A 15,116-nucleotide genomic window follows, 5' to 3' on the forward strand; every position below is an offset into this window, starting at 1 on the left:
GCTATTGCAAAACCTCACTGTACAACAATCATTGTACACTAGCTTACATACGAAAAGCGTACAATGTGTGTATGTTGTACAGACAGAATCCAGTGTCCAGAAAAAGGACTATGCTAGTAAGTGGGGCTGCTACATTTTACTGGACATTAGATTAAGGACAATCTATCTTAGTAGACCGTGAAATCAAGGAGACAGTGCGGCCGCACGGGCGGCCCCGGATGAATTTAAAAAGTTAGCCGTGGAGCTGTCAGGGCAAAAGGTTTTTAAAAAGTAACCGTCATAACCCTATAAATTCATACATTTAAAGGCCAAAAAATAATGTTAAATGAACTTCTTAAATAACTACTATTCAGCTTATTGTACGCATTATAAGGGTATTTGGAAAATCGTTCACGTAAAACCTTGGCCAACTGGACGCTACTTGTTAAGCAGAGTAAAGTTCTGACTCTTTTTTTTAACGCCTAAAAGGGTTCAAGAAAAAGTTATCTTTTCTCAACGAATACTAAAAAAAGTATAAAGCCTAAATATAAAAATAATTAGATTTCCGAAAGCCTTTATACCCGTAAAGTACAATTCCAAGAAACCAAATAATTGGGGTATCAGACAAGTAGTATGGCTTCTCGTATCAGGCAAACCGACAATTGTACCGATTGAGCCTTGTTAGTCGGTTACTTCATCCGATTCTGAATTGGCCTGCTTCAGATGTAGCAGTTTAGCCATCAGGTTGAGGAGAACCGTTAAATCCACGGGCTTGACCAGATGCCCATCGAATCCAGCCGCCTGTGTACGCTGCTGGTCTTCTTCCTGACCATAACCCGTTAACGCAATCACTACTATATGCTGCCCCCAGGGTTGCTGGCGGATCTGCCGACAGGTTTCGTAGCCATCCAACTCAGGCATCCCAATATCCAACAGAATGGCCTCTGGTTGACCTTGTTCGGCCGCTTCGATACCCGCTCGCCCACTGGTTCGGGTATGAACTTCATAGCCTTTCAGCTTTAAGAGCATGCCCAGGGTCATAGCCGCATCGGCATTGTCATCAATCACTAAAATGCGTAAGACCCCCGCTTTACCGGGTGTCTCGGCTATTGGTTTCCTGGTGCCCCCGGTGACGACAGCTACCGTAGGTAGGTGAACCGTGAAGGTACTGCCCTGGTCTAGCCCTGCACTTTGGGCAGCCACCCGTCCCCCATGCAGCTCCACCAACCGCTTGACCAGCGTTAGTCCCAGACCCAGGCCCCCTTTGGAACGAGCCAGGGAGTTATCCACCTGCGTAAACAACTCAAAAATGGACGAAAATTGATCAGCTGGTAAGCCAATGCCGTTGTCCCGTACCACCAGGATGGCTTCCCCATCCTGGTGGTGAAGGCGTAGCCAAACCGATCCCTGCTCGTCGGTATAGCGAGCCCCGTTGGTCAGTAAGTTAGTCACCACCTGCGCTAATCGGGTGGCATCACCCGCCAGGTAAATCGGCCCCGTGGGTAGCTCCACGTGTAAGCGCCGCCCCTGCTGAAACAGTGACCGCACGGATTCGATGGCTTGTTGCACCAGGACCACCAGATTCACCCGCTCGGTTTTGAGCTCGATTTTTCCCCGGCTGATGCGGCTCACATCCAGCAGATCATCCACCATGTGCACTAAATGGTTCACCTGCCGATTCATCATTCCAACGGCTTTTTCCGTCATCGGGCCCGGTTCTTGGCTTACCGCCAGAATGGCTAGCCCACTCCGGACCGTAGCCAGGGGGTTGCGGAGTTCATGGGCCAGCATGGCCAGGAACTCATCCTTCCGCTGATCTGCCTGTTGCATAACTTGGGCGGCCTGCTCCATCAGTTGGTGGGCCTTTACCTGTTGAGTGAGCATCGCCCGGGCTTGCTCCAGGGTGTCAAGTTGCTGAATGTGAAAGGCAATCAACTCGGTGAAGGCCGTAAAAAGGCCTTTAATCTTAACGGTATCCAGCTGAGTTGGCTGGGGATCAATGGCACAGAGAGTGCCGAAGAACTCGCCCGATGGCAGAAAGATGGGGAAGGAAATATAACTCTGAAAGCCATACAGGGCCGGCGTCGGATGCTGGCAATAGACCTGGCTTTTCTGGACGTGTTCGATGAGAACGGGGTGGTGAGTATCCTGAATCTGTTGACAAATGGTGGTTTCAATCGGGAGTTCTCCCCCGGCTTCCAGCCCAAATTGGATCTCATCCCGCACCTGGCAGGCGATCCAGCGGTCAGACGTAACGCGGGCCACGACAGCAAAGCCCATACCGGTGGTTTGGCAGATGACCGCTAGCAGGGTGGGTAAGATGGGTATGTGTTTGACCCGTTCAATCTGGACGGTCAATGGAAGGTCTGCCTGCATCAGGGGCGGGGGCTTGTTCGTTTATAAAGGTATCGGTTTGTCAGATTAATTACGTTTGTTTTTCCTTATGATCGTTTAGATTAACTAGGATTATTGAATAACCAGGATTATTGCGTTGCAGCGGCTGAACTCGGGACGCTTCCGGGACTATCTAACGGTCAGGCCTCTTTATCAATATCTCGGTAGTGGCTGAACTGTGTTGATAATCGTTAATCCCAGACCAACGTGTGGATGGCTTTAAAGCATAAGTATGCCGCAATCAATATTTTATGGCTTATCTATTCAATGGTTACGTTTGCTAATCAACACAGCTGAGCCACTACCAAGCATTTTTCTTCTTTCTAAACGGATTTCTCCGGGTTACGTAAGCTACGTATTACATTTAGCCCTCTACATTCGGCTGAGTAATCCTATTAAGGCTTTTCAGTTAACACGCCAGAAATAATGGGCAAATCTTTGTTTAACATTTTCCTTAATTTGTCTAAACAAAAAATCCAAACACCCCGTATAGGTTTACAACATTAATGGGTTTAAGACGACTCCCGCCTGAGTTAATGAATAGGTCTAAGCAGGCCGTGTAATTAGTATGTACCACAAAACGATGCTCACACTTTATATGAAATCTATTGACAATCAGAAGCAGATTAGGACTTTTGAGTGTCAACTTTATCAGCTAGAGACGGTTCTTGACACGTTAAACTTGATTGCTGCTGCTGGTAATCTCCTTCTGGAAACGTATATCGTTGAAGATGGCCACCGGACCAATCTATCCCATCAGGCTTTCGACGGCCAAGATTTATTGCGGCCTATTCGGGCTTTGCAAACGCAATGGGAAGCCCTGTTAAGCCAGCCCAGAGTAGTGATTCTGGCCACAATTGATCGGTTTCTGCTGGAGATGGTGTTGCAACGCATTGATCAGTACGAAGTGGTCATGGCGAGTTACGATTGCACGATTACTAAACTGGAGAATCTCTTGTTAAAAACCCAGCAGCGACTCAGCGCGAGTGCTCAACGAGTGCACCTACTGAGCCATTATCAAACCATTCTTACCCGTCAGCGCCGCTATGTTGACCAGGCCCAGGTGGGCCGAGATGAATGGTTGGAAAAGCTTACCCGACTGAAACAAGCTCGTCAACCAATTTGACGGAGTAGTCGCCAATAAGGACTAGGGGCTAATTCGGACGGAGTAGTCGAAGATTCCCTTACCTCTGCCCCGGGTTGTGAGTCCCAGGAGTGCCTTGACCGATTGGCGTTTTCGCAGGGCACTCTCAATGCTAATTTGCATATGAGGCCGCTCCGTTAGCCACTCTTTAAAGCCTACCTGTTCATCCAGCGATAAAGTAGATTGATCAATTCCGCGAACGAGTTGTTTGATATCAGTGCCCATGCTAATCAAACTGATTTTGATGTTCCATTAACTGGTCTTTCGTCTCAAATAAACTGATCTGTAGCGGAATGAGCTGCACGTTAACATTGACTCTGGGCGAGCCAGCGTGGTCGCCAATGGGCTTTAAGCCGTAAATCGCATTCGTGATCGATAAGGCATGCTTTTCTTCAGGCTGTCGGGTCACCAGCGTATTGGCCAGGCTACCATCTAAAATAATCTGCATGATAACGCCCTGAAAATACGGAAATTCATGCGTGGCGCCAAACGGTTGATCCACCCAGACAGTGTCGCCGACCTTAAACGGAACATCAACGGGTGTAAGACTAAGTTTCATAAACGAGAACGATTAATGGATGGTTGATCAAAGCCTTGTAGCAAAAGTGGATCGTGATAATTACCTATCTTGGCATAGACGAGTTGTTACCAGTACCCATCTGGTTTTATTTCTTCGATTGATCCTGAGCCAATCAATACGTAGTCATCAAAGCCGTCCCGCACGGCTAGGCCCTTGGCTACGAATACGGTATACGTTTTATCCCGAAAGCGGTTCCTCTTTAATCTGTCTTCCAGGACATAGCTGGTTAGGCTGATCTTGGCAAACACATTCGCCTGGTGAGCTGAGTAATAAAAATCGTATTGTTGGGATGGTAAAGGGGACATTCGGATACTGTCCGTTGCAACTATAACCGTTGGCTGGCCTTGTGCGGGCGGCTGAGGCAGTGCTAGGCTGATACCGACTAAAAAAAACATAAGTTTCATCATCGAATATTGTTGGCAAAGGGACTAGTGTAAAACAGATGAGGCTTTCTAAAGCAACACCCCTAGAAATCGTAGGGAATCCCAAGTAGCCACTAAAGGCCTCAATTCAATTCCTCCTTTGTTAAGAAATTACTTGAGAAGGATACCAAAGAATTAATTCGTGTGGAGGTAAATAGGCGTTCAGGAAATCAAAACTAATGGTATCCCGTGAGGCTATCTATGATAGGCATCAGTGGTCACTATGACGGTTGTTAAATTAGACAAGGAGCGAGACCGATACAATTCCATACCTGATTAGAACTAGACTTGCCCTGCCCGCCCCACCTGTCTCCCGTGTGGAGCTTATGTTTTCTTGGTCACTAATTGTACACGTCGGCAACGACTTTTAACCATGAGCGATTCAACGTACACCGAAATTCTCAAACGGACAATGTCCGCAGTACCACCTTTGTCCCAAGAGATAAAGAGCTGCACCTCAAGAAAAAAGCCTGGACCCAGATTCTGGCCTCACTCCCCAAGCGGAATTGAAAAGGCTCAAGCATCCAGCCTAAGCAAACGGTAAGGATCTTGGCGACAACTGAATAGGTTCTCTCCTGTGAAGGTGTGTCTGCTAGCTCCTTAGGCCCACAATCTGCCAAATTATAAGGCCTAACAAGTAAAAATCAATAAGCCGCCCATATCGCCTGTAGGCGTGTCAATAAACAAAGAACCCGTCGTGATTGGCGGGCTTCCTTGTTTGATTCCAAACTATTAGTTTCAAATAGTATTGCCCCTCCTGACAAGGGGCAACTACATAATTTTGGGAAATAACTCAGCGTCAGCGTTGAAGGTTTATAGAAAAATTAGGGGATAAACGATGAACACCGACATTAATCCTGGCGACCAGGTTAAAGTAATCCAAATTCCGAAAGGAAGCTTTTACCGGGGACGCTATCAAGCAACCGTGATTGGCCACACCGATGGCAAGCGGATAAGGGTCAGAAATGACCAGGGCCAGTACTACGCCCCTTACTTCGCCCAGGTTCGAACAATCCCCTGATCAGCAATCAGACCTATGAGTGACGACTAAACGATTGCTTTCGTACTGGGTACCTACTTCGGCAAAAACCACTTCATTACCATTTCAATCGGCTATCTCAGCAACCAGTAGTTGGCGGTCACTATACGCCCAAAAATTCATTCAGGCGCGGCAATCCATGATAATCTTAGTGATTTAATTTAGGATATTGCCTTATATCGAATGTATAAGCGTTTTATGGCCCTTAAAATAATGGCCCCATCGTACCGAGAGACCTTCCTTGATGCCAGGCAACCTTGACATGGGCACCGAGCTTTGGGCTTAGGTTCCGGGAATATGTACGATGACGGTCGGTGGAAAAAATGCTGTAGCCACTTCCAGAATGCTGAAGGAAGTTTCAGGTCTCTTGGCGCTTCATTTACTTAACCAGATATAGAATCGAGCTGAGTGCGATACTGTATCTGGTTTGCTTTATTCCCCATTTGAGTCGTTTTCACAGCTTTGTAGCTCAAGTACGCTTACTATTTTCCTGATTTACCAAGTGCTCACGGCTACGCTGGCAGGCTTAATCGCAGTCCGACTTGTCGACGAACCGATGACTACTTGCGCCATGACCTTATAAAAGCCTTTAACGACTTCTTCGATACGTTTCCAGCCTTTATCACTACGTAGATCCAGGCCAATCATAGGGCGGTCATTCTGGGCTTGTATGGTTAGGAAAGATAAAGCCCCCTAATATTACGGCTGAAGTAGCCTGATGATCGCCCACCTCAATAAAAGCCAGTTGATTAACCAGCCGGATTAACTTCGTATCCAGGGTGCTACTGACTACATCGTTCAACGAATCCTTCTCCTGAACGGTGGTTTTAATTAATTCAGTATAAAGGGCTGATTGGGGTAACAAGAGCTGTATGACGGGAGACTTTCAAGTACGATTCCGTAAACGGCAAGGGCTGAAATGCTCTTGCCCACTCGACGACCCCACTTTGCTTACACATGAAATGAGTGTATAGAAACAAAGCGTTAAGTGCTCAATCTTGATTAGCCAGCAACAGGTAGACCGTCCAGCAAGCTACTTAAATCCCTTATATCCACTGGTTTGACCAAGTGATGGTCGAAGCCCGCTTCTTTGGTTCGTCGTTTGTCGTCAACCTGACCATACCCTGTTAGCGCAATCAGTATCATCGACTGACCCCAGGGCTGCTGTCGAATCAGGCGACACGTTTCGTAGCCATCCAGCCCTAGCATACTGATATCGCACAGAGTTACCGTTGGACGAAACGATTCGGCAACTAGTATCCCTTCCTGACCACTAAACACGGTAGTGACCGTATAGCCTTCCAGTTCCAGCAGCAGCGACAGGGTTTCAGCGGCTGCCTTATTATCATCGATGACCATCAATCGGTGCCCCCCAAGTGGCGACAAATCATAGATACCGGCCGAATGGATGACGGGTTTAGGTTCTTCCAGAAGCCGTAAGCCAACCACAAATTCACTACCCTGATTCAGTCCAGCACTGTGGGCCTTGACCCATCCCCCGTGCAAACTCACTAACTCATGCACTAGGGTTAGACCCAGCCCTAACCCTCCCTGCGAACGTCCCAAAGAAGTATCCACCTGAGCGAACATGTCAAAGATGCGCCCCAGCTCATGCGAGGGAATGCCGATCCCCGTGTCCCGTACCCGTAATACTGCTTCATCTGCCACTAGATCCAAATTCAGCCAGACCTGGCCACCTGCGGGGGTAAACTTGAAGGCATTATGAAGCAGGTTGATGACCACCTGTCGAAGCCGGGCGGCATCCCCGGCCAAGTAGATCGGTCCACTAGGCAGCGATACATTCAGGTTCTGGTTGGCCATGATAAACTGCATGCGGGCCGCTTCAACGGCTTCATCGACCAGCCGTACCAGATCCAGCCGCTCAATGGATAGCGATACCTTGCCCTGGCTAATACGGCTCACGTCTAAGAGGTCGTCCACTAAGCGTACTAAATGAGTCACCTCACGCTTCATCAGCGTGAGGGCCATGGGTAAGGTCAGCTTCGGCTGCTGGCCGCCTGTTAACTCCAGTAGCTGTAACGTGTTGCTAAGGGTAGCCAATGGGTTGCGCAGCTCGTGGGCCAACAGCGCCAGAAACTCGTCTTTCCGACGGTCAGCTTGTCGCAGCGCATCTTCGGCCCGTTTGCGCTTGTTCACATCGAACATCACCCCGCTCATGCGGGTAGCCCGACCCTCGCCCTCGTCTACCACCCGCCCGTAGCCACTCATCCACCGCTCAGACCCGTCGTCAAGCCGGGCGCAGAATTCGGTATCGAACACACCCCGGCTGGCAATGGCCGCTTGCAGCAGCTGGCTAACCCGATCGCGCTCGTCGGGGTGCACATGGTCCATAAACAGATCTGGATGAATGGGGTTGGGCCGGGGTTCCATACCAAATAGCCGGAAATGCTCCTCGTTCCAGACCACCTCATTGGTCACCAGGTTCCAGTCCCAGGTCGCCACCTGGGCGGCTTCGATGGTCAGCCGAAAATGGGTTTCTGACTCGCGCAGAGCCGTTTCGGCCCGCGCCTGTTTAACCGCGGCCCAGGTGCGTTCGGCTATTGCCTGGGCAAGGTCTACTTCTAGTCTCGTCCAGACTCTGGGTGAGCTTTGGGAAATACAAAAATTACCTACCAACTGGCCTTGCTTGATCACCGGCACAATGATACAGGCCAGAATGTTCAGCTGAATACAGAGTTGCCGGAGCTCCTCATCCAGCAGCTCCGTGGTATAGGTGTCGACCACCTCCAGAGGACGACCCGCCTGGCAGAAAGCTTTAAAGAGAGGCATACCGCACAGCGAATAACGAGTGGCCACGGAAAGCAAGTCAGGCCGGTAGGCATCCTGCCGGATGTGTACCTCATCACCATCTATTTCGCAATAGTAGCTCCGGTCTGCTCCAAAATAGGTCATGGTCATCTGGGACCCCGCAGCCTGGATGGCCACGGGGTCCGCTAGGGGCCGCAGCTCATCACTCAACTGAAGCAGAAAGGCCTGCCGCTGTTCATCCTGGCGCAGCGCTTCTTCGGTCTGTTTACGCGCAGTGATATCGGTAAACAGGACCGCGATCTGAGTAGGGTGACGTGCTTCAATCCGAAAGGCATGGGTGTCAATCCATCGGTCGAGTGTGGAGACGTAGGTTTCAAAATGAACAGCGACTCCTCGCTCAGCAACCTCCTCGTAGTGGACCAGAATAGGCTCTTCCACCTGTGGAACAACTTGCCGAAGTGTTTTACCCACCACATGGTCCAGCCCTGCATGCTGGCTAAAAGCCTGATTGGTCAGCAAATAGCGAAAGTCAGGGGGTGTGTCGGTTGGTGTATTTACTTTTTCCAGCAGGCAAAAGCCCTGGTTCATGCTCTCAAAAGCCATTCGATAAATTGGGTCAAATTGATCGGATAGCGGATTTGACTTAGTCATACGGAATAACACGAAGTATCTCAATAGAGAACTCGTTCAACTAAAATTAGTTATAAGACATCCAATGCTGCCCAGTAGAAAACGTTGACTGTTTGACGTTAAGCGGGGTTGAAACTGATAGAGGGTAGTTCGGGTGTTGATGTCTGTCAGATTCCATTAAACGAACTAACCTAGTTTAAACATCCCGTTCCAGCGACCTTTATCGCCTTTCCACGTTGATGCTAGTGGACATCGCAAAACCCGGTCTTCAGCGACCTTCAGGACTTTATGGCATTTTATGATCAGTAGGCTCCTAAACGGTGAGGGCTAGTTTTATTGGCTAATCTACCCATGTTGGCGTCTGAAGATATGCTGTCCAGGACGTTCATAAAAACCTGGCAACGCCCCACCGGCAACGTGTCAGCAATGGGCACCTACTGACCTTCCTATTGATGTTAGCGTATGCAGAAGGGCTGCTTACCAGTAGGCTGAAACCTATTTTTGTCCGACCATGAATACCGCTGTTTCAGTTGCCGTCACTCATAGGAGCCCCGGTACGATTTCCCGGACAAGGGGTGGGGTAGTCAAGCTAGTCATAAATCGCTATAGGGTAATCCGCTAAGAATATAACGAGTTGTAGTCTAATCAGCGGGCCTTGTTAACGAAGTAGCTTTGCTACGGGCTCACTTTCAACTACTTGTAGCCGTGGGCCGTTCGCATAAACAGAAAAACTTGAGGAATTGTCAGGCTCAGGAGCGAGCCGAGCTTTACGGAAATCTCTATCCAAAATTCACTGGCTCATTATACCCTGGTCAGTGTTATAAAAGCGAGCATGAGTGTCTCTATCGAACACAATGTATCTGCATTGAGGACAAACTTACCTAAGATTGAGTCAAACTCAATTATACCAGGCCACTGAGTTCATCACCAGGTAATCGGCTCTGACAAGATCAATGGCCGCTACGTCCATGAGTACCCGTATCGTTTCCAGGTACGAGTAGCCATATCGCTTTAGTTCAGCTATACAAATCTCGATACTTGCACTTTCCTGATATACTCGCTTAAATAACGCGTGTGCGTTTTGCATAGCCTCTAGGTTAAACCCGTTGTCGTTAGATTATATAGTATCAGGCTATTGAGTTGACTTACATCAATTAAGTATCGCTTGAACGCCTGCTTGCGGCGGCTTTATCGTACTAGCGCTCGAACAGGTTGACAACCCTTTTTATTGAATTAATCAACACTCTATCCACCCAAGCAAAATTACAAAACTGAGAGTTAACCAGTTATGACAGGTATCAGCAAGCCACATGACCAATAGTCATAATCTACCGACACGATATCATAGGGTTAGTCATTAGGTTGTAAATGGTCATGTCCCTAGCTATCCATTGTCATAAGTAATTTATTTGTCCCTACTCATCTTTGTCTGATCCATTTATTTCTTTACTTCGAACATACCTGATGAGCTACGTGAACACTGTGATTTATAGGGCTGATGACGACCGCAACGACGGACCGTCCGATGATCGGTATTTTATGCGCCAGTCTCTCCAGCATGGCTATCCGTCCGTACCCATTGTCGAAGCCCGGGACGGAGCCGAACTGTTGACCTTGCCGGGGGTAGGGAGTATGACCCCGTCCCCCTGACCGATCCAGGTGATTATACCGCAACGGCCGGTCCGCCGGTGCGGGACCGTTGGATATGAATATACCCAAATTAAACAATTTAGAGACCCTGACAGCCTTGACGGCAAATCCTTTATGTCAACACATCCCGGCCGTCAATTTCTCCACTGACGCCGAACCCCCACAAGTGGCTACTACATACCGAACCGGTGCCAGCCGGTATCTGGCAAAACCAGCTTACTATTCCGATCTGGATCAGAGTGTCAAATCGATCAGTTGTTATTTTGCCGGCCTGCCTACCGATTTGCCACTCAATGGCTCATTGCCCTGCTCAGTCAGGCAGGGGTGATGGCGTGGTGTTTTTTGTATATTTACGTAGGGCAACCGAGTTAACAGCACTAAGAAACCGGGTAACTTACGCAGTGGCCTACCCATGCATGCTGATAAAAAAGAAGGACTATGGGAGCACATAAAGCTACTACACTACCCTTCCTGGTCGGGGGCGGAGAGATGGGTGAACGCATTAGCGCCAACGACTGGTCATCAACCAGCCTTGGCCCACCTGGCCAGTGGCCCCAAAGCCTGCGGTCAGCCCTGGGTATATGCCTGAACGCGCCTGCCCCTATCCTGATTTGCTGGGGAGCGGACTTGTTGATGCTTTATAACGACGCCTATCGACTCATCCTGGGCAACAAACATCCCCAGTCGCTCGGCCGTAAAGCCCAGGCTGTCTGGCCAGAATTGTGGCATACCCTGGGTCCCAAGCTACTGGACGTATGTACCAGGGGGCAGGCCAACGGGGCGGACAATCAACTGCTGCTGATCAATCGGCATGGTTTCCTAGAAGCGGGCTATTTTAGTTTTTCCCACAGCCCGATTTACGACGAAACTGGCGGTGTTGGGGGCGTCTTTTGCCTGGTAACCGAAACCACCGACACCCATCTGGCCGAGCAGCAAAAACGGGAATTGATTTGGGCCGGTCAGGAAAACGAACGAAATTTAGCCACACTTTTTGATCAGGCCTCTGTCGGGGTCGCCATTATTGGCCCAGGCCCGGACTTTATCCTGGAAATGGCCAATCCCTTTTACGGCAACCTGGTGGGCCGATCGGTCGATAGTCTACTTGGTCAGCCACTGTTGGATGCCATGCCAGAATTAGTCGAGCAAGGCGTCCGGGAGGTAGTGATGCAGGTGTTGACGACTGGGGTGCCTTGCGTCAATCGGGCGCTACCCGTGGTGTTACTGCGTGACGGGCAGCGGGAAACGATCTACGTCGACAAGATCTATCAGCCGCGCCGGACAATCGATCCATCGAATGGGGTAGATATTATTACGGGTGTCGTGGTGATTCTCACCGACATCACCACGACAGTGCGGTCCCGTCAGCAGGTCGAAGCCAACGAGCGGGTACTCGACGCCATGATCCGGCAAACGCCCCTGGGCGTGGGTATTTGGTATGGCCCCGAGTATATCATTGAGCGCGCCAACCCGGTGCTGTGCCAACTCTGGAATCATACCCCGGATGAGTTGTTGAGCAAGCCCCTATTTGAGGCGTCTCCGGAATCGAAAGGGCAGGGCTTCGAAGCCATGCTGGACAACGTACGAACGACCGCTGTAGCCGTCAAAGGGTCCGATCAACCCGCCCGGCTTTACCGCAATGGACACCTGGAGACGGTCTACTTTGATTTTATTTATGAACCTCTTCTCAGCCCGGAGGGGCACGTTGACCGTATTATGGTTGTGGCCACGGAGGTGACCAAAGCCCGGGAAGAACGGCACCTCATGGCTGAAAACGCGAAACGGTTAGAAACCCTATTTGAACAGGCCCCTGTGGCCGTAGCCATCGTCGGCGAAGGACCCGCCTTTGTCTTTGAGCTGGCTAACCCCGTCTACTGCGACATCGCCGGACGAACGGTGGACCAGCTCGTTGGCAAGCCGATGCTGGAGGCGATACCTGAAGTGGTCGGGCTGGGCTTTGACACGTTGCTGGCGGGGGTTATTGAGACGGGTATTCCGTATGTCAGTCGGGAGTCTACGATCGATTTTATTCGCGAAGGACAACGAAATGTCATGTACGCTGATTTTGTTTACCAACCCCGGCGGGAACCCGACGGTCGAATTACGGGCGTAGTCGTTATTGCCACCGATATTACCCTGGCCGTTAAAACGCGGCAGCGGGTTGAAGTCAATGAGCGGCTCCTGAAGACCATTATCCAGCAGACACCCCTGGGCATTGGTATCTACCGGGGAAAGGACTACATGATCGAACTGACCAATCCCGCGCTCAAACAATTATGGGGCCGCTCGCTGGAGCAGTTGAATCAACAACCTCTTTTCGAGGCCGTCCCCGAATTAGCCGGGCAGGAATTTAAGGCCAGACTGGAGGCCGTCAGCCGAACAGGCCTGCCTTATGAGGGCCAGGAAATACCCACACAACTACTCCGCAACGGTCAGCCGGATACCATCTATTTTGATTATGTATTCGAACCCTTACACCAATCGGAAGAAGGTATCGACCGCATTATGATGGTGTGTACCGATGTGACGGAGCGGGTGATGGCTCGCCAGCAAACCGATCAGTTACTCATCCGGGAGCGGCAGCTCAACGAACTCAAGTCCAACTTTATCACCCTGGCTTCCCACGAGTTCCGTACGCCCATGGGAACCATTCTCTCCTCGGCCTCCCTGATCGGACGGTACGACGGGCCGAATGACAGCGAAAAGCGGGCGCGGCACGTGCAACACATTAAACTGGCGGTGCAAAGCCTGACGGGGTTATTGACCGATTTTCTTTCCATCAGTCAGATGGAGCAGTCCAGCCTGCGCGCCTTGCCCCATCCGTTACACATCGTCACGTTTTGCCAGGAGGTTATTCAGTACATGCAGGCCCAGATCAAACCCCTTCAGTCCATCGTCTACACCCACCGGTCGGGTGATCCGACCATGTTTCTCGACGGTCCCATGCTCAAACACATTCTGATCAATCTACTCAGTAACGCCAGTAAATACTCGGCCGATGGCCAGCCAATCGAACTCACTACGAGCGTGGCGGACGATAAGCTTTGGCTGGTGGTCAAAGACGATGGAATTGGCATTCCCGAGACGGATCAGGACCAACTGTTTAGCTCGTTTTTTCGGGGCCGCAACGTCGACCATGTCGAAGGGACGGGCCTGGGATTATATGTAGTCAAACGCTACGTTGATTTATTGGGCGGGGCGATACATTTTACCAGCCAGCTTGATGCGGGCACGGTCTTCACCATTCAACTTCCCCTAGTCCCCCCTTTCCCGTGAAAACCATTCTGGTTATCGAAGATACGCCGACCATGCGGACCAACATTGCCGAAATTCTCCAGTTAGCTCCCTATGAGGTGGTGCTGGCGGCCAACGGCAAAGAGGGCATTGAACGAGCCCGCAAGACCCGACCCGACCTGATCCTGTGCGACATCCGCATGCCCGACCTGGATGGTTACGGAGTACTCCACATTCTTCGTAAAGATCCCGACTTAGCCACGGTCCCCTTTATTTTTCTGACCGCTATGGCTGAAACAGTTGATTTTAGGGCCGGCATGAACCTGGGCGCGGACGACTACCTGACCAAGCCTTTCGATGATGTAACCCTGCTGGGTGCTGTGGAGCTCCGGCTTAAAAAAGGACTCGACCGACCGACCAATTTCGTTGCTGATTCGGATCGGCTGACGGCGCTCCGGCAGGCCATTTTATCGGAGAATAATGCCCGACATTCCTTGTGTGATCAATATCCAACCACGCAGTATAATCGCAAACACCAACTGTATACAGCCGGCAGTTGGCCAACGGCCTTATATTTCATCAGTTGGGGAAAAGTGAAACTAGTCAAAGCCGATACGGGGGGCAATGAATTTATTACCCGACTACTCGGTCACGGCGACTTGGTGGGCTATCAGGCACTGCTCAGCGAAGCGCCCTACACAGACAGGGCTGAATTGCTGGATGATTCCCTGGTCTGTACCATTCCAGTAGCCGATATTAAAGCCCTGCTGGATCACCAGCCAGCCGTGGCGAACCAATTTAACCGGATGTTGGCCAGTGAGGTAGCCAATTTACAGGAGAGACTACTAAAAGGCGCTTATCAATCGGTCCGTAAGCGGGTGGCCGAAGCGCTGCTGCTGGTGGAGCGAACGTTTTATTCCCGATCTGATGCGCATCGGTCGGAAGGGCGCCTACCTGACGATCAACCTTATAACCATTCCGTACCGCTGAGCCTGTCCCGCGAGAACTGGTCGGATTTAGTAGGCGCTTCCACCGAAACGGTCATTCGTATTCTGGGTGACTTACGAGCCGAAGGCCTAATTGAAATCAACGGCAGCCAGATTACCCTGCTCGATATCAACAAACTAGCTGGTTTAAAGCGTTGATGTAAGTCCTGGTCAGGAGCCGGTTCTGAAGCCAGTCGGTTTCACATCTGTTTGTTGAGAGTTGACAGGATCAACAGTACCTGGCCAACCTTTTTGATGCAAACCGATCTTCATTCGGCAGAGCGGTCTGGTA

At 50.4% G+C, this 15,116-nt stretch carries 14 protein-coding genes; 6 read left to right on the forward strand and 8 right to left on the reverse strand.

The genetic code is table 11. From position 1 onward, the window contains the following. Positions 1–660: 660 nt before the first annotated feature. A complete protein-coding gene (locus BM202_RS29865; RefSeq protein WP_093833141.1) occupies positions 661–2,355 on the reverse strand; it encodes a hybrid sensor histidine kinase/response regulator in 1,695 nt (564 codons plus the stop codon). 616 nt (positions 2,356–2,971) lie between these two features. On the opposite strand from BM202_RS29865, the gene BM202_RS29870 reads away from it, so the two are divergent. Further along, positions 2,972–3,499: a hypothetical protein gene (locus tag BM202_RS29870; protein ID WP_177236734.1), complete on the forward strand. Its 528-nt coding sequence runs from the start codon at positions 2,972–2,974 to the stop codon at positions 3,497–3,499. Positions 3,500–3,520: 21 nt separating this feature from the next. Here the strand turns inward: BM202_RS29870 and BM202_RS29875 are convergent, their stop codons facing one another. The 3 genes from BM202_RS29875 to BM202_RS29885 form a co-directional block, all read right to left on the reverse strand. Next, the gene (locus tag BM202_RS29875) at positions 3,521–3,742 is read right to left on the reverse strand and encodes a hypothetical protein (RefSeq protein ID WP_093833144.1); all 222 of its coding nucleotides are present in this window, start codon (positions 3,740–3,742) and stop codon (positions 3,521–3,523) included. Position 3,743: 1 nt separating this feature from the next. Next, positions 3,744–4,076, reverse strand: a complete 333-nt coding sequence (locus BM202_RS29880; RefSeq protein WP_093833146.1) for a hypothetical protein — start codon at positions 4,074–4,076, stop codon at positions 3,744–3,746. 86 nt (positions 4,077–4,162) lie between these two features. Beyond that, entirely contained in the window at positions 4,163–4,402 is a 240-nt protein-coding gene (locus BM202_RS29885) for a hypothetical protein (RefSeq protein ID WP_218160624.1), read from the reverse strand. Between the two features lie 955 nt (positions 4,403–5,357). On the opposite strand from BM202_RS29885, the gene BM202_RS29890 reads away from it, so the two are divergent. After that, a complete protein-coding gene (locus BM202_RS29890) occupies positions 5,358–5,540 on the forward strand; it encodes a hypothetical protein (protein ID WP_093833150.1) in 183 nt (60 codons plus the stop codon). A gap of 513 nt (positions 5,541–6,053) precedes the next feature. Here the strand turns inward: BM202_RS29890 and BM202_RS37515 are convergent. From BM202_RS37515 to BM202_RS29905, 4 genes are all read right to left on the reverse strand, one after another. Beyond that, entirely contained in the window at positions 6,054–6,206 is a 153-nt protein-coding gene (locus BM202_RS37515; protein ID WP_177236735.1) for a hypothetical protein, read from the reverse strand. 7 nt (positions 6,207–6,213) lie between these two features. Next, positions 6,214–6,423, reverse strand: a complete 210-nt coding sequence (locus BM202_RS37520) for a hypothetical protein (protein ID WP_093833152.1) — start codon at positions 6,421–6,423, stop codon at positions 6,214–6,216. Between the two features lie 137 nt (positions 6,424–6,560). Continuing rightward, positions 6,561–8,978 carry a hybrid sensor histidine kinase/response regulator gene (locus tag BM202_RS29900; RefSeq protein ID WP_093833154.1) on the reverse strand — a complete coding sequence of 806 codons (2,418 nt, stop codon included), beginning with the start codon at positions 8,976–8,978 and terminating at the stop codon, positions 6,561–6,563. 877 nt (positions 8,979–9,855) lie between these two features. Next, complete coding sequence (locus tag BM202_RS29905; RefSeq protein WP_093833156.1) at positions 9,856–10,044, reverse strand: hypothetical protein; 189 nt, start codon at positions 10,042–10,044, stop codon at positions 9,856–9,858. Positions 10,045–10,421: 377 nt separating this feature from the next. On the opposite strand from BM202_RS29905, the gene BM202_RS37525 reads away from it, so the two are divergent. The 4 genes from BM202_RS37525 to BM202_RS29925 all read left to right on the forward strand — a co-directional run bounded on the left by BM202_RS37525 (position 10,422) and on the right by BM202_RS29925 (position 14,983). Next, positions 10,422–10,607, forward strand: coding sequence for a hypothetical protein (locus BM202_RS37525; RefSeq protein WP_093833158.1), 186 nt, complete (start codon positions 10,422–10,424; stop codon positions 10,605–10,607). A 55-nt stretch (positions 10,608–10,662) separates the two neighbouring features. Further along, a complete protein-coding gene (locus BM202_RS29915) occupies positions 10,663–10,935 on the forward strand; it encodes a response regulator (RefSeq protein ID WP_093833160.1) in 273 nt (90 codons plus the stop codon). A gap of 110 nt (positions 10,936–11,045) precedes the next feature. Next, positions 11,046–13,880: a PAS domain-containing sensor histidine kinase gene (locus BM202_RS29920; protein WP_093833162.1), complete on the forward strand. Its 2,835-nt coding sequence runs from the start codon at positions 11,046–11,048 to the stop codon at positions 13,878–13,880. Next, entirely contained in the window at positions 13,877–14,983 is a 1,107-nt protein-coding gene (locus tag BM202_RS29925) for a response regulator (RefSeq protein ID WP_093833164.1), read from the forward strand. The genes BM202_RS29920 and BM202_RS29925 overlap by 4 nt, the downstream gene beginning before the upstream one ends. Positions 14,984–15,116 lie beyond the last annotated feature (133 nt).

It is taken from the genome of Spirosoma endophyticum, assembly GCF_900112365.1.
GTDB lineage: Bacteria > Bacteroidota > Bacteroidia > Cytophagales > Spirosomataceae > Spirosoma > Spirosoma endophyticum.